Annotated in this window: 30 protein-coding genes and 1 riboswitch; of the genes, 16 read left to right on the top strand and 14 right to left on the bottom strand. The window is 65.2% G+C overall.

Annotated features, from left to right (window positions below; translation table 11 throughout):
* The first annotated feature begins 62 nt into the window (after window positions 1-62).
* The gene (locus ACOKS3_RS26610) at window positions 63-947 is read left to right on the top strand and encodes a sugar nucleotide-binding protein (protein ID WP_103448783.1); all 885 of its coding nucleotides are present in this window, start codon (window positions 63-65) and stop codon (window positions 945-947) included.
* Window positions 940-1,872: an NAD-dependent epimerase/dehydratase family protein gene (locus tag ACOKS3_RS26605; RefSeq protein ID WP_103448784.1), complete on the top strand. Its 933-nt coding sequence runs from the start codon at window positions 940-942 to the stop codon at window positions 1,870-1,872. The genes ACOKS3_RS26610 and ACOKS3_RS26605 overlap by 8 nt, the downstream gene beginning before the upstream one ends.
* A 30-nt stretch (window positions 1,873-1,902) precedes the next feature.
* Here ACOKS3_RS26605 and ACOKS3_RS26600 read toward each other — a convergent pair whose 3' ends face one another.
* A complete protein-coding gene (locus tag ACOKS3_RS26600; RefSeq protein WP_422763612.1) occupies window positions 1,903-2,346 on the bottom strand; it encodes a winged helix-turn-helix transcriptional regulator in 444 nt (147 codons plus the stop codon).
* A 61-nt stretch (window positions 2,347-2,407) separates the two neighbouring features.
* On the opposite strand from ACOKS3_RS26600, the gene ACOKS3_RS26595 reads away from it, so the two are divergent.
* Window positions 2,408-3,643: an MFS transporter gene (locus ACOKS3_RS26595; RefSeq protein ID WP_422763613.1), complete on the top strand. Its 1,236-nt coding sequence runs from the start codon at window positions 2,408-2,410 to the stop codon at window positions 3,641-3,643.
* On the opposite strand, the gene ACOKS3_RS26590 is transcribed toward ACOKS3_RS26595, so the two are convergent.
* The 5 genes from ACOKS3_RS26590 to ACOKS3_RS26570 form a co-directional block, all read right to left on the bottom strand.
* Window positions 3,631-4,314, bottom strand: a complete 684-nt coding sequence (locus ACOKS3_RS26590) for an OmpW/AlkL family protein (RefSeq protein ID WP_054886541.1) — start codon at window positions 4,312-4,314, stop codon at window positions 3,631-3,633. The genes ACOKS3_RS26595 and ACOKS3_RS26590 overlap by 13 nt on opposite strands.
* 109 nt (window positions 4,315-4,423) lie before the next feature.
* On the bottom strand, window positions 4,424-4,939 hold the full coding sequence (locus ACOKS3_RS26585) for a DUF3299 domain-containing protein (protein WP_103448786.1): 516 nt from the start codon (window positions 4,937-4,939) through the stop codon (window positions 4,424-4,426).
* Between the two features lie 9 nt (window positions 4,940-4,948).
* Complete coding sequence (locus ACOKS3_RS26580; RefSeq protein WP_103448787.1) at window positions 4,949-6,214, bottom strand: ABC transporter permease; 1,266 nt, start codon at window positions 6,212-6,214, stop codon at window positions 4,949-4,951.
* Window positions 6,214-6,924 carry an ABC transporter ATP-binding protein gene (locus ACOKS3_RS26575; RefSeq protein WP_103448788.1) on the bottom strand — a complete coding sequence of 237 codons (711 nt, stop codon included), beginning with the start codon at window positions 6,922-6,924 and terminating at the stop codon, window positions 6,214-6,216. The genes ACOKS3_RS26580 and ACOKS3_RS26575 overlap by 1 nt, the downstream gene beginning before the upstream one ends.
* A 1-nt stretch (window position 6,925) precedes the next feature.
* Window positions 6,926-7,501: a DUF2796 domain-containing protein gene (locus ACOKS3_RS26570; protein ID WP_103448789.1), complete on the bottom strand. Its 576-nt coding sequence runs from the start codon at window positions 7,499-7,501 to the stop codon at window positions 6,926-6,928.
* Window positions 7,502-7,631: 130 nt separating this feature from the next.
* Between ACOKS3_RS26570 and ACOKS3_RS26565 the strand changes: the two genes are divergently transcribed.
* The gene (locus ACOKS3_RS26565) at window positions 7,632-7,967 is read left to right on the top strand and encodes a hypothetical protein (RefSeq protein WP_103448790.1); all 336 of its coding nucleotides are present in this window, start codon (window positions 7,632-7,634) and stop codon (window positions 7,965-7,967) included.
* Window positions 7,968-8,012: 45 nt separating this feature from the next.
* Here the strand turns inward: ACOKS3_RS26565 and trxA are convergent, their stop codons facing one another.
* From trxA to ACOKS3_RS26550, 3 genes are read right to left on the bottom strand one after another with little or no spacing between them, the layout of a single operon-like run.
* The gene (gene trxA / locus ACOKS3_RS26560; RefSeq protein WP_422763614.1) at window positions 8,013-8,885 is read right to left on the bottom strand and encodes a thioredoxin; all 873 of its coding nucleotides are present in this window, start codon (window positions 8,883-8,885) and stop codon (window positions 8,013-8,015) included.
* 31 nt (window positions 8,886-8,916) lie between these two features.
* Complete coding sequence (locus tag ACOKS3_RS26555; RefSeq protein WP_103448792.1) at window positions 8,917-9,576, bottom strand: class I SAM-dependent methyltransferase; 660 nt, start codon at window positions 9,574-9,576, stop codon at window positions 8,917-8,919.
* Window positions 9,577-10,029: a YbaY family lipoprotein gene (locus ACOKS3_RS26550; RefSeq protein ID WP_103448793.1), complete on the bottom strand. Its 453-nt coding sequence runs from the start codon at window positions 10,027-10,029 to the stop codon at window positions 9,577-9,579.
* Between the two features lie 105 nt (window positions 10,030-10,134).
* On the opposite strand from ACOKS3_RS26550, the gene nrdR reads away from it, so the two are divergent.
* The 12 genes from nrdR to ACOKS3_RS26490 all read left to right on the top strand — a co-directional run bounded on the left by nrdR (window position 10,135) and on the right by ACOKS3_RS26490 (window position 18,854).
* Window positions 10,135-10,599, top strand: a complete 465-nt coding sequence (gene nrdR / locus ACOKS3_RS26545; protein WP_009685710.1) for a transcriptional regulator NrdR — start codon at window positions 10,135-10,137, stop codon at window positions 10,597-10,599.
* 2 nt (window positions 10,600-10,601) lie between these two features.
* Window positions 10,602-11,732 carry a bifunctional diaminohydroxyphosphoribosylaminopyrimidine deaminase/5-amino-6-(5-phosphoribosylamino)uracil reductase RibD gene (gene ribD, locus ACOKS3_RS26540; protein ID WP_422763615.1) on the top strand — a complete coding sequence of 377 codons (1,131 nt, stop codon included), beginning with the start codon at window positions 10,602-10,604 and terminating at the stop codon, window positions 11,730-11,732.
* Between the two features lie 42 nt (window positions 11,733-11,774).
* Entirely contained in the window at window positions 11,775-12,440 is a 666-nt protein-coding gene (locus ACOKS3_RS26535) for a riboflavin synthase (RefSeq protein WP_103448795.1), read from the top strand.
* Window positions 12,441-12,458: 18 nt separating this feature from the next.
* The gene (gene ribBA / locus ACOKS3_RS26530) at window positions 12,459-13,550 is read left to right on the top strand and encodes a bifunctional 3,4-dihydroxy-2-butanone-4-phosphate synthase/GTP cyclohydrolase II (RefSeq protein WP_027917815.1); all 1,092 of its coding nucleotides are present in this window, start codon (window positions 12,459-12,461) and stop codon (window positions 13,548-13,550) included.
* Between the two features lie 91 nt (window positions 13,551-13,641).
* The gene (gene ribH, locus ACOKS3_RS26525) at window positions 13,642-14,118 is read left to right on the top strand and encodes a 6,7-dimethyl-8-ribityllumazine synthase (RefSeq protein ID WP_103448796.1); all 477 of its coding nucleotides are present in this window, start codon (window positions 13,642-13,644) and stop codon (window positions 14,116-14,118) included.
* Window positions 14,115-14,615, top strand: coding sequence for a transcription antitermination factor NusB (gene nusB, locus ACOKS3_RS26520; RefSeq protein WP_003255393.1), 501 nt, complete (start codon window positions 14,115-14,117; stop codon window positions 14,613-14,615). Before ribH ends, nusB begins: the two co-directional genes overlap by 4 nt.
* Before the next feature lie 18 nt (window positions 14,616-14,633).
* Entirely contained in the window at window positions 14,634-15,602 is a 969-nt protein-coding gene (gene thiL / locus ACOKS3_RS26515) for a thiamine-phosphate kinase (protein ID WP_422763616.1), read from the top strand.
* A complete protein-coding gene (locus ACOKS3_RS26510) occupies window positions 15,599-16,102 on the top strand; it encodes a phosphatidylglycerophosphatase A family protein (RefSeq protein WP_027917812.1) in 504 nt (167 codons plus the stop codon). Before thiL ends, ACOKS3_RS26510 begins: the two co-directional genes overlap by 4 nt.
* 16 nt (window positions 16,103-16,118) lie before the next feature.
* The gene (locus tag ACOKS3_RS26505; protein ID WP_422763617.1) at window positions 16,119-16,862 is read left to right on the top strand and encodes a substrate-binding periplasmic protein; all 744 of its coding nucleotides are present in this window, start codon (window positions 16,119-16,121) and stop codon (window positions 16,860-16,862) included.
* A gap of 146 nt (window positions 16,863-17,008) precedes the next feature.
* On the top strand, window positions 17,009-17,626 hold the full coding sequence (ribA, locus tag ACOKS3_RS26500) for a GTP cyclohydrolase II (protein WP_103448799.1): 618 nt from the start codon (window positions 17,009-17,011) through the stop codon (window positions 17,624-17,626).
* Window positions 17,623-18,042 carry an MFS transporter gene (locus ACOKS3_RS26495; RefSeq protein WP_103448800.1) on the top strand — a complete coding sequence of 140 codons (420 nt, stop codon included), beginning with the start codon at window positions 17,623-17,625 and terminating at the stop codon, window positions 18,040-18,042. Before ribA ends, ACOKS3_RS26495 begins: the two co-directional genes overlap by 4 nt.
* Entirely contained in the window at window positions 18,042-18,854 is an 813-nt protein-coding gene (locus ACOKS3_RS26490) for a cobalamin-binding protein (protein ID WP_422763618.1), read from the top strand. Before ACOKS3_RS26495 ends, ACOKS3_RS26490 begins: the two co-directional genes overlap by 1 nt.
* Here the strand turns inward: ACOKS3_RS26490 and ACOKS3_RS26485 are convergent.
* From ACOKS3_RS26485 to ribB, 5 genes are all read right to left on the bottom strand, one after another.
* Window positions 18,832-20,703 carry a TonB-dependent receptor domain-containing protein gene (locus tag ACOKS3_RS26485; protein ID WP_103448802.1) on the bottom strand — a complete coding sequence of 624 codons (1,872 nt, stop codon included), beginning with the start codon at window positions 20,701-20,703 and terminating at the stop codon, window positions 18,832-18,834. The genes ACOKS3_RS26490 and ACOKS3_RS26485 overlap by 23 nt on opposite strands.
* 116 nt (window positions 20,704-20,819) lie before the next feature.
* Entirely contained in the window at window positions 20,820-22,715 is a 1,896-nt protein-coding gene (gene dxs, locus ACOKS3_RS26480) for a 1-deoxy-D-xylulose-5-phosphate synthase (protein WP_422763619.1), read from the bottom strand.
* A 133-nt stretch (window positions 22,716-22,848) separates the two neighbouring features.
* The gene (ispA, locus tag ACOKS3_RS26475; protein ID WP_103448804.1) at window positions 22,849-23,736 is read right to left on the bottom strand and encodes a (2E,6E)-farnesyl diphosphate synthase; all 888 of its coding nucleotides are present in this window, start codon (window positions 23,734-23,736) and stop codon (window positions 22,849-22,851) included.
* Window positions 23,733-23,975 carry an exodeoxyribonuclease VII small subunit gene (locus ACOKS3_RS26470; RefSeq protein WP_008092375.1) on the bottom strand — a complete coding sequence of 81 codons (243 nt, stop codon included), beginning with the start codon at window positions 23,973-23,975 and terminating at the stop codon, window positions 23,733-23,735. Before ACOKS3_RS26470 ends, ispA begins: the two co-directional genes overlap by 4 nt.
* Before the next feature lie 191 nt (window positions 23,976-24,166).
* Window positions 24,167-24,817, bottom strand: coding sequence for a 3,4-dihydroxy-2-butanone-4-phosphate synthase (ribB, locus tag ACOKS3_RS26465; RefSeq protein ID WP_103448805.1), 651 nt, complete (start codon window positions 24,815-24,817; stop codon window positions 24,167-24,169).
* A gap of 80 nt (window positions 24,818-24,897) precedes the next feature.
* A riboswitch (FMN riboswitch) is annotated at window positions 24,898-25,039 on the bottom strand.
* Window positions 25,040-25,082 lie beyond the last annotated feature (43 nt).

Here is a 25,082-nt window from a genome sequence, read left to right as displayed (position 1 = left end):
CCGCCCGGAAACCGCAAAATGGCTCCTTTCCTTCTATCAACCTGTTCGGATCTGCTGACTCTATGCGTATGCGCCTGATGCTGTTGGGTGGTGGCAATGCCCTCGGGCAAGCGCTGATTCGTCTCGGGGCCGAGGAGGACATCGCATTCCTGGCACCTCGCCCGCCGGAGAACGGCTGGGCTCCGGCCAGCCTCACTCAGCTGCTTGACGATCATCGCCCCGATGCCGTGGTCAACCTGGCCTACTACTTCGACTGGTTCCAGGCCGAGTCGGTCAGCGATCAGCGCCTGGCTCTGCAGGAGCGGGCAGTGGAGCGGCTGGCGGAGTTGTGCCAGCACCACCAGATCACCCTGGTGCAGCCTTCTAGCTACCGGGTGTTCGACGGTTCGCGGGCCACGGCCTACAGCGAGAAGGATGAGCCGGTACCGCTGGGCCAGCGTGGCCAGGCCTTGTGGCGTATCGAGCAGAGCGTGCGCGCGGCGTGCCCGCAGCATGTGCTGCTGCGCTTCGGCTGGTTGCTGGACGAAAGCATCGACGGTGCCCTTGGCCGCTTCCTGACCCGTGCCGAGCAACCGCAGGAGCTGCTGCTGGCTGATGACCGCCGCGGCAACCCGACGCCGGTCGACGATGCCGCGCGGGTGATCCTCTCGGTGCTCAAGCAGCTCGATTGCAGCGCACCGCTGTGGGGCACCTACCATTACGCCGGCAACGAAGCGACCACGCCGCTGGCGCTGGGCCAGGCAATTCTCAGCGAGGCTGGGCAGTACCGTCAGCTGGCCGTACAGGCGCCGACCGCGCAGGCCCATGCCGCACGGCCGGATGCCAGCGAAGAGCCGCAGCACGCGGTTTTGGCCTGCAAGAAAATACTTCACACTTTCGGCATCAAGCCGCGTGCCTGGCGCGCAGGCTTGCCGCCACTACTGGATCGATTCTACCGCCATGGCTGATGCCCCCATCCTGATCACCGGCGGTGCCGGCTTCATTGGCTCCCACCTGTGCGATGCGTTGCTGGCCAAGGGCTTTGCCGTACGTATTCTCGACGACCTTTCCACCGGCAAGCGCGACAACCTGCAACTGGGCAACCCGCGCCTCGAACTGATCGAGGGTGATGTGGCCGATGCCGAGCTGGTTCAGCGTGCCACTGCCGGTTGCGGTGCCGTGGTCCATCTGGCTGCAGTGGCGTCGGTGCAGGCGTCGGTCGAAGACCCGGTGAAGACCCATCAGAGCAACTTCATCGGCACCCTCAACGTGGCCGAGGCCATGCGCGTACATGGCGTGCGCCGCGTGCTCTTTGCATCGAGCGCGGCGGTATATGGCAACAATGGCGAAGGCGAGTCGATTGCCGAGGACACGCCGAAGGCGCCGCTGACGCCCTATGCGGTGGACAAGCTGGCCAGCGAGCAGTACCTGGACTTCTACCGCCGCCAGCATGGCCTGGAGCCGGTGGTGTTCCGCTTCTTCAACATCTTCGGCCCGCGCCAGGACCCATCCTCGCCGTACTCCGGCGTGATCAGTATCTTCAGTGAACGGGCGGTGCACGGGTTGCCGATCACCGTGTTTGGTGACGGCGAGCAGACCCGTGACTTCCTCTACGTCGGCGACCTGGTGCAGGTGATGGTGCAGGCGCTTGAGAAGCCGCAGGTGGAAGAGGGCGCGGTGAACGTCGGCCTGAACCAGGCAACTTCGCTGAACCAGATGCTCGAGGCACTGGAGCAGGTGGTGGGCAGCTTGCCGGCGATCAGCTACGGCCAGGCGCGCTCGGGTGACATTCGCCATTCGCGGGCGGACAACCAACGATTGCTGGCGCGCTTTGCTTTCCCTCAGCCGACCCCGATGGTCGAGGCTTTGGCCAAGCTGCTCGGCAAGGCTTGAGATAGCCGGGGCCGCAAAGCGGCCCCAGGTTCATGAATGCCGCACAACCTTGCGCAGGCAATCCTCCGCTGCCAGAAGCCTGCCATCCTCGGATCGCACCTGCAGAATTCCGACTGGTCGCCCCTTGGCACTGTCCACCAACTCCGACCGCGCTTCCCCCGTCGCGAACAGATACCGCTCCCCCCACTGGCGCAACCCCACCACTATCGGAAACAACGCCCGCCCTTTCTCGGTCAGCACATATTCCTTGTAGGCGCTGCCATCGGACGCCGGCTGCAACGCCAGCAACCCACTCTCCACCAGCAGCTTTAGCCGCGACGCCAGGATGTTCTTCGCCAGCCCTAGGTTCTTCTGGAACTCGCTGAAACGGCGTAGGCCATCGAAGGCATCACGCAGGATCATCAGCGCCCAACGGTCACCCAGCACTTCCAGCGCTCGGGCCACAGGGCATTGAGCATTCACTTCATCGAGCATTGGCAGCACCTGCATGATTCATCTGGTTGCAGATTAAAACCACATTTGCTAAATATCCATCATGTGGTTTCAAATTGAAACCAGATGTGAAGGAGTCAGCCCGATGAATCGCTGGATAACCCTGTTGCTTGCCGCCACCTGCGCCATGGCAGTGGCCACGGTCTATTTCGCCCAGCCTCTGCTCGAGTCGATCGCCAGCGATCTGGGGGTGGCGCAGCAGCAGATCGGTTGGGTAGTTGGTGCGACCCAGGCGGGTTATGCCCTTGGGTTGATCCTGATCGTACCGCTGGGCGATCTGATCGAGCGCAAGCGCCTGCTGCTGGTGCAGTTGCTGGTTGCCGCTCTGGCCCTGGTCGGTGTTGGCCTGGCACAGGACTGGCTGGGTCTGCTGGCAGCCCTTGCCCTGGTCGGGCTGATGGCGGTCATGGTGCAGGTGATGGTCGCCCACGCCGCGACCCTCGCCACCCCAGCCAGCCAGGGCCAGGCGGTGGGTACGGTCACCAGCGGGGTCGTGCTGGGCATCTTGCTGGCGCGTCTGGTCTCGGGAGCGCTCGCCGACCTGGCCGGATGGCGCAGTGTGTACTTCGTGGCGGCGGCACTGCTCATGCTGATGGCCGTGGTGCTCTGGCGCTGGCTGCCAGTGAGTCGGTTACCCGCGCAACGACCTGGCTACCTGCAACTGATTGGCTCTTTGTACGCCTTGTATCGCCACGACAGCCTGCTGCGCCGGCGTGGGTTGCTCGGCCTGCTGATCTTCGCTGCATTCAGCGTGCTGTGGAGTGCCATGGTGCTGCCCCTGAGCGCACCTGCGCTTGCGCTCAGCCATACCGAGATCGGCCTGTTCGGCCTGGCAGGTATCGCCGGCACCTTGGCGGCGTCGCGAGCCGGGCGTCTGGCTGATCGAGGGCTGGGCGAGCGCACCACCGGCCTGGCGCTGGCGCTGTTGACGCTGTCATGGCTGCCGACAGCCTTCGTTGGTCAATCGTTGGCGTTGTTCGTGCTGGGTGTGCTGATGCTGGATTTCGCCGTGCAGGCGGTGCATGTCACCAACCAGAGCCTGCTGCTGGCGGGGCGTGGTGCGATGGCCAGCCGCTTGATCGGCGCCTACATGTGTTGCTACTCGATCGGCAGCGGTTTGGGGGCGGTGCTGGCGAGCTGGGTGTATGCGCGCTGGGGCTGGACTGCGGTATGCGGGCTGGGGATGGTGATCAGTGCGCTGGCGCTGGGGTACTGGTCGTGGGGGCAACGAGAAAGGGCGGCCGAAGCCGCCCTGCCGTGTTCAGGTCAGAACTTGTAGCCAAGGCCGACCATGTACACCCAAGGGTCGACATCGACGTCGACTTTGGTCTTGCTGTAGCCCAAGGCGGTCGGGCCGTTGACGCTGGCCTTGGTGTCGATGTCGACGTACCAGACCGAGGCGTTGACCAGCAGGTTGTCGGTGATCATGTAGTCCATGCCCAACTGGCCGGCGATACCCACCGAATCCTGCAGCTTGAGGTTGCTGAAGCCCTGTTGCTTGCGCTCGCTGGTCAGGTCTTCGTCGAAGAACAGGGTGTAGTTGATGCCGACGCCGGCATAGGGCTGGAACTTGGAGTTAGGCTCCATCGGGTAGTACTGCACGGACAGGGTCGGTGGCAGCTGTTTGATGTCGGCCAGTTTGCCGTCCAGCCCGCCGCCCAGGCCTTTGACGCCTACGCTGTGCTTGAACGGGGTTGCGGCCAGCAGCTCCAGGCCGATGTGGTCGGTGAGCATGTAGGCGAAGGTCAGGCCCAGCTGGGTGTCGCTGTCCAGGGTCGCCTTGGTGCCCGACACCTTGTTGCCGTCGAATTTCAGGTCGCCGCTGCTTTCGTTCGGGGCAGTGGTGATGGCACCGGCACGGACGATGACATCACCCGCCTGGTGGGCGTGGGCAACAGGGGCGGCGAGCGCAAGGGCCACAAGCGAGGCGCCGAGCAAGGACTTGTTCATGGAAGCTCCCAAAGGACGTGAGTAATCGAGTAGTCCAATGGTACGGATGCGTCTGAACCGAAAGTTTGACCCAGCTCAAAGAAGCGTCGTCACGAATTCGAAACAGTTCTCACTTGAGAACATAAGCGTATATTTTCTCTGCTTCCATCTGATATCCGGCGTCGGCCAATTCGCTGCTGGAGGCTCTAACCTGCATCTTTCCCTCGATCCAGTAGGGCTGGTAGAGGTCCTCCACACGCACACCCATTTCGCTGAAAATGTGCACGATCTGGTTCGAGGGCGGGGGCGGCACATGGATGCAGGCGCCGTAGTAAGGCACCAGCAGGAACTCCGTGGTGCGGCCTTCTTCGCTCACCTCCAGCGGTACGATGTAGCCCGGGATCTTGACCTGTTGGCTATCGAGGCTTTTCACCACCGGGGCGTCGGGCGCCTGCTGGCGTGCCGGCGGGGCCGACTCGGCAGACAGCGCGTCGCTCAGCTGCGACATGTCGTGCAGCGGTGCCAGTTGTGGCGGGATGACCGGCGCGCCTTCGGGAATCAGCGCGGGCCAGTCCAGTTCGCGTACCTCGCCGGCCCACACAGGGGCGGCAAGGAACAGGATCGATAGCAGTAGTACGCGGAGCATGGTGCGTTCTCAAAGGTGAATGGACAGGCCATCGGCCAGCGACTGCCGATAGGCACGCCAGGCCGGTACGCTGCCCATCAGCAGCGCTGCGCCAAGGATGATAGCCAGCAGCGTCCATTCATGTGCGCTGGGCAAGGTCAGGGGCAGGTACAGTCCATAGTTGGCCTGAAGGTAGCCCTGGGCCAGGGCGATGCCCGCATACAGCAACCCAAGCCCTGCGGCGATGCCCGTCACCGCCAGTGCCAACGCTTCAAGCACCAGCAGCCCGGCGATATGCCATGGCCGCGCACCCACCGACCGCAAGATCGCCATCTCCCGGCGGCGTTCGTTGAGGCTGGTGAGAATCGCTGTGAGCATACCGATCAAGCCGGTCAGCACCACGAACAGCGACACCACGAACAACGCCTGCTCGGCGGTGCCCATCAGGCTCCACAGCTCCTGCAAGGCAACCCCAGGCAAGATCGCCAGCAACGGCTCGTTGCGGTATTCGTTGATCTCGCGCTGCAGGCTGAAGGTGGCGATCTTGTTGTTCAGGCCAAGCATGAACGCGGTGATGGCTGCTGGCTGCAGGTCCATGGTCCGCGCCTGTTCCGCACTGATGCGCCCTGCACCGCGGGCCGGCACGCCGTTGTGCCAGTCGATGTGGATGGCCTCCATGCCGCCAAGGCTGATGTGCAGAGTGCGGTCGACTGGCGTGCCGGTGCGCTTGAGCACGCCGACCACGGTGAACGGCTTGTCGTCGTGCTTGACCAGGCTGATCGCGGCGACACCGTGCGCCAGTACCAGCTTGTCGCCCAGCTTGTAGTGCAGCGCGTCAGCTACTTCGGCGCCGAGCACCACTTCGAACGGGTCGCTGGCGAATTCACGGCCCTGGCTCAGCTCCAGATGCTGCTTGCGCCCGTACTGGTAATGGCTGAAGTAATCGGTGGTGGTCCCCATCACACGGTAGCCACGGTGCGAGTCACCCAGCGAGATCGGGATCGCCCACTTCACCCGTGGGTCCTGGGCATAGTGCTGGAAGCTGTCCCAGCGGATGTTGTTGGTGGCGTTGCCGATACGGAACACTGAATACAGCAGCAGGTTCACCGAACCCGAGCGGGCGCCGACGATCAGGTCGGTGCCGCTGATGGTGCTGGCAAAGCTGGCGCGCGCTTCGGTGCGCACGCGTTCGACGGCCAGCAGCAGGCACACCGACAGGGCGATGGCGAAGGCGGTGAGGAATGCGGTGAATCGGCGGTTGGCCAAGCTGGCCAAGGCAAGACGGAGCAGGTACATCAGGCCTCCTGGGGCTTGGCGGCGCGGTTGAGTTCGGCCAGGGAAAGATGACGGTCGAACAGCGGTGCCAGGCTCTGGTCATGGCTGACGAACAATAGGCTGGAGCCGGCTGCGCGACATTCGTCGAACAGCAGGCGGATGAACGCTTCGCGGGTGTCGGCGTCCAGGGCCGAGGTCGGCTCGTCGGCTATCACCAGTTCGGGCTGGCCGATCAGCGCGCGTGCAGCAGCAACGCGCTGCTGCTGGCCGATCGACAGGCTGTCGGCACGCCGTGCGAGCAGCGCCGGGTCACCCAGGCCCAGGTGCGCCAGCAGCTCGCTGGCGGCCTGGTCGACACTACCGTGGCGCTGGATGGCACGCTCGGCGCGGCTGCGCGAGAAACGGCAGGGTAGCTCGACGTTCTCGCGCACCGAGAGAAACGGCAGCAGGTTGAACTGCTGGAAGATGTAGCCGGTATGGTCGACCCGGAAGCGGTCACGCGCACCCTGGCCGAGCAGGGCGAGGTCCTGCCCGAGCAACTGGATACGCCCCTGGCCCGGCCGGTTGACCCCGCCGAGCAGGCCCAGCAGGGTGGTCTTGCCACTGCCGCTGGGGCCCTTGAGGAACAGTGCTTCGCCGGCTTCCAGGCAGAACGCCGGGATATCCAGCAGCGGCGCCTGGCCGGGCCAGGCGAACACCAGGTCCTGCAGTTCAATCAACGCCTGGCTCATTTCAGAACGCGACCACGGCCTTGGCCGGCGAAGTCTCGACCCCTTTCTGGCCGTTCGGGCCGATCAGTTGCACGTTGATCTTCTGGGTGGCCGGGAAGGCCTTGTACAGCGGGGAAAGGTCGATCTGGGCGAGTTTTTCCGGGGTGGCGCAGGTCAGCTGGTAGTGGGCATTGATGTCGCTGTGCACGTGGCCTTTCTCGTGCTCGTCACCGTCGTCGTCAGCCTTGGCTGCATCGCCGAACAGCGGGCTTTCCAGCTCTTGCTGGTCTTCCTTGCAGCCGGCGGCCGAGGCCAGGGCGAACAGCTTCAGCGGCTGTTCGAGTTGCTGGCGCACGGCGGCAACCTTGGCCTTGTCGGCGTCGCTGCTGGCCATGTGCTCGAAGCCGACCAGGTTCATCGCCGGGCTGTCCAGCTCCAGCTCCAGGGTGTTGCCGTCGAGCACGGCATTGAGCTTGGCCACGCCATGCTCGTGGGCGCCGAGGGTGCCGTGGGCGTGATCATGGTCATGTTCGTCGTGGGCATGGGCCACGGCCAGGGGCAGCAGGGCGAAGGGCAGGGCGAGCAGCAGACGACGCATGGACGACTCCGGGAGCGGGCTGGAAGATTCGGTTATGTTATAACAACTTTTCTTCGCGTCGCCAGCCTGTGTGGCGCAGGTTTCATGTTGCGGTAGCATGGTGCATTGACCTGAGTTCAAGGAACGCATCGTGAGAATTCGTGGACAGATTGGTGACTGGCCGGTGGACCTGACCATCGAACTGGAGCCGCAGGAGTGGGCGCAGTTGGGGCGGCAGATCGAGGTGCCGGGGGCTGAACCGGTCGCCGCGGTAGCAGCGCCGCGCCAGGATGATAGGCAGTGGCACGCGGCATGTGAGGTGCTTCGCCTGGCCGGGCAGATGAGCGGGCCGGAGTTGCTCGACCGGCTGGAGGGGCTGGCCGGGAGTACGGCGGCGGGCAAGCGGCTGCTGGTGCGCTTGCGGCACAGCAGTGAGGTGAAGGTGGAAAGTGGCGTGGATGCGCCGGTGTATCACTGGGTGGGTTGAGGCTCTGGATTCTGGGGCCGCAAAGCGGCCCCGGCAATCTCAAATTCAGAACATGGCGGAGGACAAACGGCGGCGGTAAACACCCACCAGCGGATGATCACTGCCCAGCAGTTCGAACACTTGCAGCATCGCCTTCTGCGGCAAGCCGTTCTCATACCCACGATTACGCTGGAACAGCTTCAGCAACCCGTCCAGTGCTGCTTCATACTGCTGACGCGCCAACTGCTGTACACACAGCTGGTAGGTCGCCTCATCATCCTGCGGATTCTGCGCCAAGCGGCTCTTCAAGTCGGCAACTTCCGGCAGGCTGGCGGCCTGGCGCAGGAAGGTCAGCTGCGCCTTGGCACCGGTCAGTGCAGCCTTGTGCTCGTCAGTCTTGACCGCATCCAGCACCACTTGAGCCTCGCCCAGTTCGCCACGCTCGGCCAGGCAACGGGCATACAGGATCAGTGCTTCGGCATTGCTGTTGTCTTCACCCAGCAGTGCCTTCAGCGCAGCCTCGGCCTCGGCGAAACGGCTTTCGGCGAACAGCACCTTGGCCTGCTCCAGCGGCGAAGCGGCTGGCGCGGCCGGCAGCTGCACATGAGGCTCGAGCATGGCGCGGATCGCCGATTCCGGCTGCGCACCGGCAAAGCCGTCAACCGGCTGGCCATCCTTGAACAGCACCACGGTCGGCAGGCTGCGGATGCCGAACTGGGCCACCACTTGCTGCTCGACGTCGCAGTTGATCTTGGCCAGCAGCAGCTCGCCCTGGTAGCCCTCGGCGATCTTCGCCAGCAGCGGCATCAGCGCCTTGCACGGCGCGCACCACTCGGCCCAGAAGTCCACCAGCACCGGTTTGTGGAAGGAGTTCTCGATCACCAGTTGCTGGAAGGTGGCATCGGTAGCGTCGAAAATGTAAGGCGTGTCTTGGGTCATCGCGACTCTCGCAAACTCGTGGATAACACCACTATAAGGTGTCGCGGCTGGCGTGGTACAGGCTGACCCGGCGGAATTCGTGCGGCTCGGCCAGGTCCGGCAGGGTCAGGGCTTCGAGCACGCCAAGCTGGCGGTAAAGCGGGTGGCTGAAATCACGGACACGCGAGTCGGCCACCAGTGCCTGGCGGCCACGGCTCAGGAAGGCATCGAGCAGCGGCAGGTTGGCGCAGTCATAGAGCACGTCGGCGACCAGGATCAGGTCGAAGCGGTCGGCTTCGGCGAAGAAGTCGCTGCTGTATCCCAGTTCGACATCGTTGAGCAGGGCATTGGCACGGCAGGCTTCCAGGGCCAGCGGGTCGAGATCACAGGCGATCACTTCCAGTGCCCCGGCACGGGCCGCCGCGATCCCGGCGATGCCGGAGCCGGCGCCAAAGTCCAGCACGCGCTTGCCGGCGACCCACTCGGGGTGCGCACCCAGGTAGCGGGCCATGGCCAGGCCGCTGGCCCAGCAGAAACTCCAGTACGGCGGTTCTTCGAGGATGCGCCGGGTTTCCTCACTGCTGAAGGCGCGGTCCATGTTCTGATCATCGATCAGCCACAGCTTCAGTTCGCACTCGGGCAAGTCGCTGACCACCAGGCGCGCTTCGCCGATCAGGCCGCTGAGGGCCTGTTGCAGGGCAAGCGGCGCCACTTACGGCGCCTTCTCGAAGCGCAGCGGGCCAGTGGCCTGGGTCTGGGCCTGGATGATACGCACGGGGGGCAGGTGCATGATCAGCTGGCCGGAACTGCTGGCGCGCCCGCGCAGCTCGACGCGGGCCCCGGCAGGGAAGGCTTCGGGGTTGAAACGCAGGTGATAGGGCAGGGCCTGGCCGGTGCCGGTCAGGGTGCTGCTGGCCAGCAGCTGTTGCGGGCGGTCACGGTCGTCGATGACCAGCAGTGCCAGCTCCACGTCGGCGCCGGCGGGGATTTCCAGCAAGGTGCCGCTCAATTCACGCTGATAGGCCGGCAGCGGGCCAAGCGGTTCGGCATTTTTCGCCACCTTGGCCGCTGTTGGTGCGGGGACTGCTTCGGTCTTGGGGCGGTCACTGCCGCAGGCAGCGAGCAGGGAAGCGCAGCACAGCACGACGAGCGCACGAAGATGCATGGGTGGGTCCTTCACGGGCAGAATTGTATGGATGTTAACCCCTTTGGCTTGTCTTGCCAGTGCAATGCGCTACCATGGCCCTCCCTTTTTTTGTTGCCTGCCACCATGCACTGTCCCTTTTGCGGTGCCAACGACACCAAGGTCATCGACTCGCGTCTGGTCGCCGAGGGCGAACAGGTGCGCCGCCGCCGTGAATGCGTTGCCTGCGGCGAGCGCTTCACCACCTTCGAAACCGCAGAGCTGGTATTGCCCCGGCTGATCAAGCAGGACGGCACGCGCCAGCCCTTCGATGAAGACAAACTGCGCGCCGGCATGCAGCGTGCGCTGGAGAAGCGCCCGGTCAGCGTCGAGCGCCTGGAAGCTGCGCTGGCGCATATCAAGAGCCGCCTGCGCGCCACTGGCGAGCGTGAGGTCAAGTCACTGGTGGTAGGCGAAATGGTCATGGCCGAGCTGCGCAAGCTCGACGAAGTGGCCTATATCCGCTTCGCCTCGGTGTACCGGCGCTTCCAGGACCTTGACGAATTCCGCGAAGAAATCGACCGCCTGGCCCGCGAGCCGGCCAAAGAGTGAGCATGCCCAGCCAGACCGCGATCCTCGACGCCCATTACATGGCCCGCGCGCTGGAGCTGGCGCGCAAGGGCGTGTACACCACCCACCCCAACCCGCGCGTGGGTTGCGTGATCGTCCGCGATGGCGAGGTAGTCGGTGAAGGCTGGCATGTGCGTGCCGGCGAGCCGCATGCCGAAGTGCATGCCCTGCGTCAGGCCGGCGAACTGGCCCGCGGCGCCTGCGCCTACGTGACCCTGGAACCGTGCAGCCACCATGGCCGCACGCCGCCGTGCGCCGAAGCGCTGGTCAAGGCCGGCGTGGCCCGTGTGGTCGCCGCCATGCAGGACCCCAACCCGCAAGTCGCAGGCCGAGGCCTGCGGCGCCTGGCCGATGCCGGCATCATCGTGGCCAGCGGCGTGCTCGAAGCCGAGGCCCGCGCCCTCAACCCCGGGTTCCTCAAACGCATGGAACACGGCCTGCCGTTCGTTCGCGCCAAGCTGGCCATGAGCCTGGACGGCCGCACCGCCATGGCCAGCGGCGAAAGCCAGTGGATCACCGGGCCCGCAGCCCGCTCGGCGGTGCAGCGCCTGCGCGCCCGCTCCAGCGCGGTGCTGACCAGCGCGGCCAGCGTGCTGGCCGACAACGCGCGGATGACCGTGCGTGGCGCCGAGCTGGGCCTGGATGCCGAAACCACCGCCCTGGCGCTGAGCCGCACGCCGTTGCGCGTGCTGATCGACGGCCGCCTGCGTTTGCCGCTGGACGCGCCGTTCTTCCAGGCCGGCCCGGTACTGGTGGTCACCGCCGTCGCAGATGACCCGCGCTTTGCCGCTGCCGGCCATGAACTGCTTAGCCTGCCGGGCGACAATGGCCAGGTCGACCTGCCAGCACTGTTGCAGGTGCTGGCTGCGCGCGGCGTCAACGAAATCCTGCTGGAGGCCGGTGCCGGCCTGGTCGGCGCCTTTGCCCAGCTGGGCCTGATCGACGAATACCAGCTGTTCGTCGCCGGCACCTTCCTCGGCTCCCAGGCCCGGCCATTGCTGGACTGGCCGCTGGACAAGATGAGCCAGGCACCGCGGCTGAAAATCACCGAAATGCGCGCAGTGGGCGATGACTGGCGGGTCACGGCCATCCCTCTGCCAGCGCCCGGCGTATAATGCCGGGCTTGCCCCGCGCAACCTGTTTCTGAGGAAGTCCCCATGTTCACCGGCATCATCGAATCCATCGGCACCATCCGCAGCCTGACCCCCAAGGGCGGTGACGTGCGCGTCTACGTCGAAACCGGCAAGCTCGACCTGGGTGACGTAAAGCTCGGCGACAGCATCGCCGTCAACGGCGTGTGCCTGACCGCCGTCGAGCTGCCGGGCAACGGGTTCTGGGCCGACGTCAGCGTCGAAACCCTCAAGCGCACCGCGTTCATCGACCTCAAGAGCGGCAGCAAGGTCAACCTGGAAAAAGCCCTGACCCCGACCACCCGCCTGGGCGGCCACCTGGTCAGCGGCCACGTCGACGGCGTCGGTGAAATCATCTCGCGCAGCGATAACGCCCGCGCCATCCAGTTCCGCGTGCGCGCGCCCAAGGAGCTGGCCAAGTACATCGCCCACAAGGGTTCGATCACCGTCGACGGCACCAGCCTGACGGTCAACGAGGTCAATGGCGCCGAATTCGAGCTGACCATTGTCCCGCATACCCTGTCCGAAACCATCATGGCCGACTACCGCGCAGGGCGTCGGGTCAACCTTGAGGTCGACTTGCTGGCCCGTTACCTGGAGCGTTTGCTGCTGGGCGACAAGGCTGCCGAACCGAGCAAGGGCAGTGGCATCACCGAAAGCTTCCTGGCCGCCAACGGCTTCATGAAATCCTGATTGAGAAGGGGGTGCCGAGTGGCGCTCAACAGCATCGAAGAACTGGTCGAAGACATCCGCCAGGGCAAAATGGTCATCCTCATGGATGACGAAGACCGCGAGAACGAAGGCGACATCATCATGGCGGCCGAGTGCTGCCTGCCTGAGCACATCAACTTCATGGCCAAGCACGCCCGCGGCCTGATCTGCATGCCGATGACCCGCGAGCGCTGCGAAACCCTGAAACTGCCGCTGATGGCGCCGCGCAACGGTTCGGGCTTCGGCACCAAGTTCACCGTGTCGATCGAAGCCGCCGAGGGCGTCACCACCGGCATTTCCGCCGCTGACCGCGCGCGCACCGTGCAGGCTGCCGCTGCCAAGGACGCCAAGGCCGAAGACATCGTCAGCCCAGGCCACATCTTCCCGCTGATGGCCCAGCCGGGCGGCACCCTGGCCCGCGCCGGCCACACCGAAGCAGCTTGCGACCTGGCGCGCATGGCGGGCTTTGAGCCGAGCGGCGTGATCTGCGAAGTGATGAACGACGACGGCACCATGTCGCGCCGCGCCGAGCTGGAAGTGTTCGCCGCCGAGCACGGCCTGAAGATCGGCACCATTGCCGACCTGATCCACTACCGCATGATCCACGAGCGCACCGTGCAGCGCGTCTCCGAGCAGCCGATCGAGAGCGAGCTGGGCGAGTTCAACCTGGTTACCTACCGTGATGCGGTGGAAGGCGACGTGCACATGGCCCTGACCCTGGGCAACATCTGCGCCGAAGAGCCGACCCTGGTGCGCGTGCACAACATGGACCCGCTGCGCGACCTGCTGCTGGTCAAGCAGCCGGGCCGCTGGAGCCTGCGCGCGGCCATGGCCGCCGTGGCCGAGGCGGGCAGTGGCGTGGTACTGCTGCTGGGCCACCCGCTGGACGGCGACGTGCTGCTGGCGCACATCCGCGAGAGCGCGGGCGATGCACCGACCAAGGCACCGACCACCTACAGCACCGTCGGTGCCGGTTCGCAGATCCTGCGTGACCTCGGCGTGCGCAAGATGCGCCTGATGAGTTCGCCGATGAAGTTCAATGCGATATCCGGATTCGATCTGGAAGTTGTAGAATACGTGCCCTCCGAGTGACTTGAGGCGGCATTGACGCCCTGAGCTCGAGTCCAGACCCCTGTCGAGGCCGCTTGTATGCGGCCTCGCTCTTGAAGATGAGAATATCGGAATGACCCTGAAGACCATCGAAGGTACCTTCATCGCCCCCAAAGGTCGCTATGCTTTGGTGGTTGGCCGCTTCAACAGCTTCGTCGTCGAAAGCCTGGTAAGCGGCGCCGTTGATACCCTGGTACGCCACGGTGTCAGCGAAAGCGACATCACCATCATCCGTGCCCCGGGCGCGTTCGAAATCCCGCTGGTGGCACAGAAAGTCGCCCAGCAAGGTGAATACAACGCGATCATCGCCCTGGGCGCAGTGATCCGTGGCGGTACCCCGCACTTCGAATACGTGGCGGGCGAATGCACCAAGGGCCTGGCCCAGGTGTCCATGGAGTTCGGCGTTCCGGTGGCCTTCGGCGTTCTGACCGTCGACTCCATCGAGCAAGCCATCGAGCGCTCCGGCACCAAGGCTGGCAACAAAGGCGGTGAAGCTGCCCTGTCCGCTCTGGAAATGGTCAGCCTGCTGGCGCAGTTGGAGGCCAAGTGATTAGCGACGAAAGCGATCGTTTCAACCCGCGCGATCCAAAACCTGCGGATGCCGGCAAGCCATCGAAGAGCGCCAAGCGCCGCGAAGCCCGCAAGCTCGCGACCCAGGCTCTGTACCAGTGGCACATGGCCCAGCATTCGCTGAACGAGATCGAAGCGCAGTTCCGGGTGGATAACGATTTCACCGATGTCGACGGTGCCTATTTCCGCGAGATCCTCCACGGGGTCCCGGCGATCAAGGGCGAAATCGACAAGGCGCTGGTGCCTTGCATGACCATCGCCCTGGAAGAGCTCGACCCGGTCGAGCTGGCCGTGTTGCGGCTGTCCACCTGGGAACTGATCAAGCGCGTCGACGTACCGTACCGCGTGGTGATCAACGAAGGCGTGGAACTGGCCAAGGTCTTCGGTGCCACCGACGGCCACAAGTTCGTCAACGGTGTGCTGGACAAGCTCGCCCCGGCCCTGCGTGAAGCAGAAGTCAAGGCGAACAAGCGCTGATTCTGGCGCTGCCTGCCCATGGGTGAGTTCGAGCTGATCAACCATTACTTCGCCGCCGCGCCTTGTGCGCAGGGCGGCGAGGGTGTGGCCCTGGGTATCGGCGACGACTGTGCCCTGCTGGACCTTCCACCCGGTGAACAACTGGCGGTGTCGACCGACACCCTGGTCGCCGGGGTGCATTTCCCCGCGGTGTGCGATCCGCTGCTGCTTGGCCAGCGCACGTTGGCCGTGGCGGCCAGTGACCTGGCGGCCATGGGCGCGACGGCGATCGGCTTCACCCTCGCCCTGACCCTGCCTGATGTCGGCCCCGACTGGCTGGCGGCCTATGCCGACGGTCTCAGCCGTATGGCCCACCGTTGCCGCATGAGCCTGATCGGTGGGGATACCACCCGTGGTCCGCTGAGCATCACTGTCACCGTGTTCGGCCGCGTGCCGGCCGGCCAGGCGTTGCGCCGCAGCGGCGCACGGCCGGGCGACCTGCTGTGTGTCGGCGGCTCGCTCGGCAAGGCGGCAGGGGCGTTGCCGCTGGTACTGGGTGAGCGCGAGGCGCCGGTGGAACTGGCCGAGCCGCTGCTCCAGCACTACTGGTCGCCGATGCCTCAGCTCAACCTGGGCCAGCTGCTGCGCGGCCGGGCCACGGCGGCGTTGGACATTTCCGATGGCCTGCTCGCCGACTGTGGGCATATCGCCAAGGCGTCCGGGGTCGCACTAGAGGTGAACCTGGCGCAGGTGCCAGTGTCTCCTGCATTGGAAGCCTTCCTTGGCCAGGATGCGGCACGGCTGGCAGCGCTGACCGGTGGCGACGACTATGTACTGGCCTTCACCCTGCCGCCTGCGGCGCTCGCCCCGCTGACCGACCTCGGTTTCGCCGAGGTGCACGTGATCGGCCGCGTGCTCGAAGGCCAGGGCGTGACCCTGCGCGACTCGCAGGGCCAGGACATCACCCCGGTTCAACGGGGCTATCAACACTTTAGGGAGACACCGTGACCGACCACCCCAACCAGGTGCCTGCGGAGTTCGTTCCGCCATCGGTCTGGCGCAACCCGTGGCACTTCATCGCCTTTGGCTTCGGCTCTGGCACCCTGCCCAAGGCCCCCGGCACCTGGGGGTCGATGGTTGCGATCCCGTTCATCCCGCTGTGGCAGATGCTGCCCGACTGGGGCTACTGGCTGCTGCTGGGCGTGATGATGCTGTTCGGCTTCTGGCTGTGCGGCAAAGTTGCGAATGACTTGCGTGTGCACGACCATGAAGGCATTGTCTGGGACGAGATGGTCGGCATGTGGATCACCCTCTGGCTGGTGCCGGAAGGGTGGCAGTGGATCCTCGCCGGGTTCCTGATGTTCCGCTTCTTCGACATTCTCAAGCCATGGCCGATTCGCTGGATCGACCGCCATGTGCACGGGGGTGTCGGGATCATGCTCGACGATATCCTGGCCGGTGTTTTCGCCTGGCTGGGCATGCAGATTCTGGTGTGGGCGGTAGGCTGAAGCGGGGAGCGTTTCGATGGCCATAAGGACTGTGCTGCTGGCAATGATGCTGAGCCTTGCTCCTTGGGCGATGGCGGCCGATGCGCTACCGAAGCAGATTCATCTGGTCAGCGAAGAGTGGATTGATTACACCAACGCCGATGGCAGCGGTGTGGCCTGGGATGTGTTGCGCAAGGTGTTCGAGCCTGCCGGGGTCAAGGTGGTGCCTCAGAGTGCGCCTTACAGCCGCGCGGTTGGCCTGGTCAAGCGTGGCGAGGCGGATGCCTGGGTCGGGTCGTACAAGGAAGAAAACGACGACAACCTCTACCCGCGCTGGCATTTCGATATGGACCACATCTATGCCCTGGGCCTGGCCAGCAAGCCGGTGCCGACCTTGGCCACCGTCGGCCAGTACCGCCTGGCCTGGGTGCGTGGCTATGACTACAGCAGTTACCTGCCCAACGCGCACAACTTCCGCGAAATCCAGCGCCGTGAAGGCATCCTGCCGATGCTCGAACATGAGCGTGTGGATTTCTACATCGATGCGCAGACCGAAGTTGACTATGTGCTCGGGCAGGCCTCGCAGCCGGAGCGTTTTCGCAGCACCCATGTGGCCGAGCTGCCGTTGTACCTGGCGTTCTCCAGGAGCGAGCACGCCAAAGCCCTGTGCGACCTGTTCGACAAACGCATGGCCGAGCTGGTGCACAGCGGCGAGCTGAAGCCGATCTTCGAGCACTGGAAGCAACCGTATCCCTTCACAGCGGACAGCAAACCGCAATAACCCGTTCTGGCACAGCTCGCTCCCACAGTGACAGCTAAGCATCGAACTTTTCGATCTTAAGCCACGGTATTCAACGAGCGCACACGCGGCGACCTGCTGATACAATCGGCTCACGAGAAATTTCCTACTTTATCCAGGAGCACAACGTGCCCGTCGTCTTTGTTGCCGCCTCGAAACTCCCGACTCCTTTTGCGATCTTCACCATGCATGGCTTCCTCGACGAAGCCACTGGCCGTGAGCACGTGGTGCTCAGCCTGGGTGATATCGCCGACGGCGAGCCGGTGCTGGGGCGTCTGCACTCCGAGTGCCTGACCGGCGATGCCCTGTTCAGCCAGCGCTGCGACTGTGGTTCGCAGCTGGAAGCCGCGCTGCAGGCCATCGCCCGCGAAGGTCGTGGCGTGCTGCTGTACCTGCGTCAGGAAGGCCGCGGCATCGGCCTTTTGAACAAGATCCGCGCCTATGAGCTGCAGGACGGTGGTGCCGACACCGTCGAGGCCAACGAGCGCCTGGGCTTCGCCGCCGATCAGCGCGACTATGCCATGTGCCTGCCAATGCTCGAGCACCTGGGTGTGAAAGCGCTGCGCCTGATGACCAACAACCCGCGCAAGGTCAAGGCGCTGACCGACATGAACATCAAGGTCGCCGAGCGCGTGCCGCTGCACACCGGGCACAACCCGCACAACCGTTACTACCTGGCGACCAAGGCCGGCAAGCTCGGTCACATGCTGGGTAACGAACACCAGGGCGAGGTGCCCCAGGCGTGACCCGCGGCGAGGTCAAGCGGCGCCTGGCGCTGGCCTGGTGGCAGTACCTGGCAGTCGGCCTGGTGCCGCTGCCGGTGATGGCCTGGGCCTTTGGCGGCGGCGATGCGCTGATCCCGGTGCTGGCGATGCCGCTGTTCATCGCCGGTGCCGCGACCATGTTCCTCAGCCTGCCGCGCTTCGGCGCCTACAAGCGGGCACTGATCGCCACCTCGAAGGTGCTGGGCACGGCTGAAGAGCCAGCCGCCTGGATCATCCTGGCGCGGGTGCGGCGCATGGCCATGCTGTTTGCCTGCTTCCCGGCCTGGATCGCTGCGCTGTCGGTGCTGGTCGGGCTGGAGGCGGTGCCGCAGATCCTCCTCGCGCTGTCCACCGTGGTGCTGCTCTACCTCTACCGCATTCCGCGTCAGCTGGGCTGATGCGCATCCTGCTTTGCCTGCTGGCATTGCTGGCCCTTGGCGCAAGGGCCGACGAGCCTTTGCGCGTGGTCAGCCTCGCGCCGTCGATGAGCGAAATCATGCTCGAACTGCACGCCGATGACCTGCTGGTGGGCGTGCTCGACGGCGGTGAGCGGCCGCAAGCGCTGCATAGGCTGCCTTCGGTCGGGCGCCAGGGCCAGCTGGACATGGAAACCCTGCTCAGCCTCAAGCCCGACCTGCTGCTGCTCTGGCCCGGTAGCGTGGCGCCCGCCCAGCGCGACCAGCTCAAGCGCTTGGGCATTGCCACTTACAGCGCCGAACCCCACGACCTGAATCAGCTGCTCGAGCAGATCGAGGCCATTGCCGTGCACGTCGGGCGGGGCGAGCAAGGCAGGCCCTACGTGCAGGCGTTGCGCGAGCGCCTGCAGCAGCTGCGCCAGCAGTACCGGCGCGAGCAGCCGTTGCGGGTGTTCTATCAGGTGTGGGATCGGCCGCTGTACACCCTGGGCGGGCGGCAGGTGGTCAGCGATGCCCTGGCCGTGTGCGGGGCGCGCAATGTCTTTGCCGATCTGAGCCAGCCGGCACCGCAGGTGAATGTCGAGTCGGTGCTGATGCGTGACCCGCAGGTGATCCTGGCGGCTGATGAGGCGCAGCTTGCGAGCTGGAAAGCCTGGCCACGGCTGAGCGCGGTGGCCAGCGAGGGCTTGCTGGTGGTGCCGGACAAGGGCCTGGAGCGGCCCAGTGGGCAGATGATCGAAGCCACCGCCCGCCTGTGCGCGCTACTGGCGGCTAGAGTGCCGGCGTCCAGGTGACGCTGAACAGCGCGGTGCGGCCTTCTTCGCGGTAGCCGTAGCTGGCCCCATCGAAGCTGTACAGCGCCCGGCTGTAGTCTTTGTCCAGTAGGTTATCCAGCTTCATTTCCAGCTTCAGTTCCTCGGTTACCAGCCAGCCTGCCCGAAGGCCCAGCAAGCCGTAGCCACCGAGTCGATTGCGGTTGGCTTCGTCATCGTAGCTGGCGCTCACGGCCTGCCAGCTGGCGCCCAGAGTGAAACGTTCGAACTGGCGATCCAGGTCAAGGCTCAGGGTACGGCGGGCGCGGCGGGCGAGGGTATGGCCACTGTCGCGGTCGCGAGGGTCGATCAGCGCCAGGCCAAGTTGGCTGCGCCATTCGCCCCATTGCTGATCCAGTGCCATTTCCAGGCCGTTGATACGTGCCGTAGCGACGTTTTGCGGAATCGAGTCCTGGCCGAAGATGATCGCGTCGCGCAGGTCGGTGCGGTACAGCGAGGTCTCCAGGCGGCTGTCGTGGGTCAGCTGGCTGCGCCACTGTACTTCATAGCTCTTCGAACGCTCGGGCTTGAGGTCCGGGTTGCTGAATTGCGGGTAGTACAAGTCGTTGAACGTCGGGGCGCGGAAGCCTTCGCTGTAGGACAGCAGCACGTCATTGCGGGCATTCAGCGGCACGGTGAGGCTGCCGCTCCAGGTGGTCTGGCCGCCGAACTGCTGGTTCTCGTCGTGCCGTACACCCAGCTCGGTGGAGAAGTCTTCACCGCTGTAGCGGTGCTGGATGAAGGCCGCACGGTTCCAGCGGCTGTCTTCGGTAAAGTCGGTGCTGCCATGCACGCGGTCTTCGTACCAGTCACCGCCCAGCAACAGGTTGTGCCGCTCGGCCAGCTTCAGGTCGTTCTGCCAGGTGATCTGGTCGCGGTAGGTGTTGAACACGAAACGCTCGTCGCTGAGCTTGTCGCGCTTGTCGTCACGGTTTTCGCTGTGGGCAAGTTCCAGGCGCGAATGCCAGACATCGTTGAGCTGAGCGTCAAGATAGCTGCCCAGGCTGCTGACGCTGAAGTCGGTGTAGGGCTTTTGCCCGAAGCTCTCGAAGGTGACCGGGTCGAAGCGGCCGAATGGGTTGTCGTATTCGCTGCGGCCACGGCTGTCGAGCAGGTTCATGCCGGCCTCGAAGCGCTCGTCGAAGGTATGACTCAGGCTCAAGTTGAGCGACTGGTTGCGGTAGGCGTCGTGGTCGCCGTCACTGGCAAACGACGGGCCAGTCGAGTCGATGCCAGCGGTTTCATCGAGGCTGGCGCCGAGGTTGAAACGGGTTGCATCGTCACCGCCGGACAGCCCGAGGCTGCGCTGGAACGTCTGGTTACTGCCTGCTGCCAGGCGCAGGCGCGGTTGCAGGCCGGGGCCGCTGCTGCGGCGGGTGAAGATCTGGATAACCCCGCCAATGGCATCGCTGCCATACACCGCCGAGCGCGAGCCGCGCAGTACTTCGACGCGTTCGATCTGGTCGACATCGAGAAACTGCAAGCCGCTGTCGCCGGAGGTGGCATTGGCGATGCGCACGCCATCGACCAGCACCAGGCTCTGAGCGGTCTTGGTGCCACGGATGAAGATGCCCGGCAGGCTGCCGCGGCCTCCAGTGGGCGCGACTTGCACGCCGGGCACGCGGGTGAGCAGGTCGGTGACGCTGCTGGGTTGCAGGCGGTCGATGTCGGCGCGGGTGAAGACGGTGTTGGCGGCGCTGGTGGCGGTACGCGATTCGACCTGGCGGTTGGCGCTGATCAGCATGTCGGGGAGCTTGAGGGCGTCGTCGCGCTCGGCGGCCAGCAGGAAGGTGGGGGCGCAGAGTAGCGCGGCACAGGCAGACTTTTTCATGGGCAGTTCCATAGCATTCGCGGGACAAGTCGGGTCGCCGCACCGCCGCTCCTACAGGATCGTGAAGACCTGGAGGAGCGGCGGTGCGTCGATCCGACTTGTCCCGCGAAAGGGCCTTACAGGCCGAGCTTGGCCATTCGAGCTTTGACGGAGGCCTCGATACCAGCAGCATCCAACCCGCACTCGGCCAGCATCTGCGCAGGCTTGGCATGCTCGACATAGATGTCCGGCAGCCCCAGGTGCAGCAGCGGCTTGACCACGCCCTCATGGGCCAGGAACTCGCCCACGGCCGCCCCGGCGCCACCCATGATGCTGTTTTCCTCGATCGTCACCAACAGCGCATGGCTGGCAGCCAGTTCCAGCACCAGGGCTTCGTCCAGCGGTTTGACGAAGCGCATGTCGACCACGGTGGCGTTGATCTGCTCGGCAACCTGCAGGGCCTCGGCCAGCTGCACGCCGAACACCAGCAGGGCAACGTTCTCGCCTTTGCGGCGAATCACGCCCTTGCCGATCTCCAGCGGTTCGAGGTCGCCACTGATCGGTGCATTCGGGCCGGTGCCGCGCGGGTAGCGCACAGCGGCCGGGCCGTTGTACAGGTGGCCGGTGCTGAGCATCTTGCGCAGCTCGTTCTCGTCGCTCGGGGTCATCACCAGCATGCCAGGGATGCAGCGCAGGTACGACAGGTCATAGGCGCCGGCGTGGGTCGGGCCGTCTTCGCCGACCAGGCCGGCGCGATCGATGGCAAACAGCACATCGAGGTTCTGCACCGCCACGTCGTGGATCAGCTGGTCGTAGCCACGCTGCAGGAAGGTAGAGTAGATCGCCACCACCGGCTTGCTGCCCTCGCAGGCCATGCCTGCGGCCAGGGTCACCGCGTGCTGCTCGGCGATCGCCACGTCGAAGTAGCGCTCAGGGTAGCGCTCGCTGAAATCGACCAGATCGGAACCTTCCTTCATCGCCGGGGTGATGCCCACCAGGCGGTTGTCGGCGGCGGCCATGTCGCACAGCCACTGGCCGAACACCGCAGAGTACTTCGGCCCGCTGACCTTCTTCGGCGCAGCTGGCTTGTCGGCGGGTTCGAGCTTGGTGATGGCGTGGTAGCCGATCGGGTCGACCTCGGCCGGGGCGAAGCCCTTGCCCTTCTTGGTCACCACGTGCAGGAACTGCGGGCCTTTGAGGTCACGCATGTTGCGCAGGGTGGCGATCATGGTCGGCAGGTCATGGCCGTCGATCGGGCCGATGTAGTTCCAGCCCAGCTCTTCGAACAGCGTGCCCGGCACCAGCATGCCCTTGGCGTATTCCTCGGTGCGACGGGCAATTTCCCAGGCGCCTGGCAGGCGCGACAGCACCTTCTTGCTGCCCTCGCGCATGCTCGCGTAGGTGCGGCTGGAGAGGATCTTGGCCAGGTAGTTGGACAAACCGCCGACATTGCGCGAAATCGACATGTCGTTGTCGTTGAGGATCACCAGCATGTCGGCGTTGACTTCCTGGGCGTGGTTCAACGCTTCGAAGGCCATGCCGGCAGTGAGGGCACCGTCGCCGATCACGGCGATCGACTTGCGTGCGCTGTTCTGCAGGCGGGCGGCGATGGCCATGCCCAGCGCGGCACTGATCGAGGTGCTGGAATGGCCGACGCCGAAGGTGTCGTACTCGCTCTCGCTGCGGCGCGGGAAGGCGGCGATGCCGTCCTTCTGGCGCAGGCTGAGCATGCGCTTGCGGCGCCCGGTAAGGATCTTGTGCGGGTAGGCCTGGTGGCCAACGTCCCACACCAGCCGGTCGTCCGGGGTGTCGAAGACGTAGTGCAGGGCGATCGTCAGTTCGATGACGCCCAGGCCGGCGCCGAAATGCCCACCGGTCTGACCAACGGTGTAGAGCAACTCCTGGCGCAATTCGTCGGCCAGGGTCTCCAGGTCGGCTTCGGCCAGCCGGCGCAGGCCGGCAGGCGTGTCAGCGCGGTCGAGCAACGGCGTGACCGGGCGTTCGCGGGGGATCTCTTGAAACGTCGTGGGCATCAGGCGAGTCGTTATAGGTGTGTGAAGACGCGGCAGTTTACCCCATTGTGGGAAAAGTGCCCATTCGACCACGGGTTGCGCGAACCCTGTGGGAGCGGGTAAACCCGCTCCCACAGGGGATTGCTATCAGGCCTTAATGGCGGCGTTCGACGATATAGCGTGCCAACGCCCGCAGCGGCTCGGCATTTTCGCCAAACCCTTGCAGTGCGACCAGCGCCTGGTCGCGCAGTTCGATGGCATAGGCCTTGGCGGCTTCCAGCCCCAGCAGGGCCGGGTAGGTCGGTTTGTCACGGGCGATGTCGGCACCCTGGCGCTTGCCCAGGGTGGCGGTGTCGCTTTCCACGTCGAGGATATCGTCCTGCACCTGGAAGGCCAGGCCAATGGCCTGTGCATAAGTCTGCAGGGCGTCCAGCTGCGCTTGCTCGGCGCGGGCACTGGCCAGGGCGCCCAGGCGCACGCTGGCTTCGATCAGCGCACCGGTCTTGTGCCGGTGCATGAATTCCAGGGCCTGCTGGTCAAGCTTCAGGCCGACCGAGCCGAGGTCGATGGCCTGGCCACCGACCATGCCTGCAGGGCCTGCAGCCTTGGCCAGGGCCTGGACCATGGCCAGGCGGGTGCTATCGGCCTGCGGGCTCAGGCGTGGGTCGAGCAGGGCGCTGAACGCCAGGCTCTGCAAGCCGTCACCGGCGAGAATCGCGCAGGCTTCGTCGAAGGCCTTGTGGGTAGTTGGCTGGCCACGGCGCAGATCGTCGTCGTCCATGGCCGGCAGGTCGTCATGGACCAGCGAATAGGCGTGGATCAGCTCTACCGCACAGGCGGCACCGTTGGCTTGCTCGGCCGGCGCGCCAAGGGCTTCGCAGGCAGCGTAGGCGAGCAGCGGGCGCACGCGCTTGCCGCCGTTCATTACGCTGTAGCGCATGGCGGCATACAGGCGTTCAAGCTCTTTGGTCGGGGCGATGAACAGCGGCTCGAGGGCAGCATCGACACGGGCCTGGCAGCTGGCCTGGTAAGCGGTGATCATGCTTCTGGCTCCGCATCGAACGGCTGCGCGGCGAGTTCGCCGTCACGTTCCAGCAGGATCTGCACCTTCTGTTCGGCCTGGGCCAGGGCGCCCTGGCAATCGCGGGTCAGGGCGATGCCTTGCTCGAACGCGGCCAGCGAGTCTTCCAGCGACAGTTCGCCGTTCTCCAGGCGCTCGACCAGGGCTTGCAGGTCGGCGAGGGATTGTTCGAAATCGATGGAGGCTTTTTTGCGGGCCATGGCGACAGTCTCGTTGGCGGATCAGAACCGCGCGACGTTAGCAGAGCGGGGCTAGGGGAGCAAACTTCCGCTGGATTTGCCGGCCTCTTCGCGGGGAAAGCCTGCTCCTACAGGTATCGCACAGCCTCACAGCGCCCTGTAGGAGCGGGCTTGCCCCGCGAAGAGGCCGCAAAGCGGCCCCGTGCGGTCTATCAGGCCGGCTCGGCTTCCAGCTCCACCATGGCTTCACGGCACCGTGCCAGCTCTTCGATGGTCAGCACCGGCAGGTTGTACTGCCGCGCATACACCGCCACCTGCTCGCCCCGCGCCATGCTGCCATCGGGGTTCATCAGCTCGCACAGCACCGCCGCCGGCCGCAGACCGGCCAGGCGTGCCAGGTCCACCGAGCCTTCGGTGTGGCCGCGGCGGGTCAGCACGCCACCATCACGCGCACGCAGCGGGAATACATGGCCCGGGCTGACGATATGGCGTTGCTCGGCGGTCGAACGCAGCGCCGCTTCGATGGTGGTGATGCGGTCCTGCGCGGAAACGCCAGTGCTCACGCCTTCGGCCGCTTCGATGGTGACGGTAAAGCCGGTGCCGTGACGGGCCTGGTTGTTCTGCACCATCGGCGCCAGCTGCAGGGCATCGACCGTGGCTTCGTCCAGGCACAGGCAGACGATACCGCTGCAGTCGCGGATCATCATGGCCATGGTCTGCAGCGGCAGGTTCTCGGCGGCGGCGACGATGTCGGCTTCGTCCTCGCGGTCGTCATCGTCGAGCAGCAGCACAGGGCGCCCGGCCTGGAAGGCGGCGATGGCGGCGAACACATTGGGAAATTGTTTTTGCAGCAAAGGGGACATGAAACGCTCCTCGTGATTGATCGATGAACGTCTCGGGGCGAACAAAATGCGCGCGCAGGGGCGCCCGAATGGCCCCTGCCTGACGCCTTCTTTCATCCGGACTATGACCGTCGGCTCTGGAGTCGCACCAGATCTGCTGACCCCCGGCATGGCCGGGGCGCTCGCGGGCTCATCTTTCGATTTACCGCCGGTGGGGACTTTCACCCCGCCCTGAAGACCGGCCAAGCATACAGCACTGTGCCACCTTGCTGGCAAGCCGCTGCTC

The sequence above is a fragment of the Pseudomonas sp. HS6-2 genome, from assembly GCF_049325675.2.
Taxonomy (GTDB): Bacteria; Pseudomonadota; Gammaproteobacteria; order Pseudomonadales; family Pseudomonadaceae; genus Aquipseudomonas; species Aquipseudomonas putida_N.
Note: the sequence above shows the minus strand (reverse complement) of the source record. Positions and strands in the feature narration are given on the sequence as shown.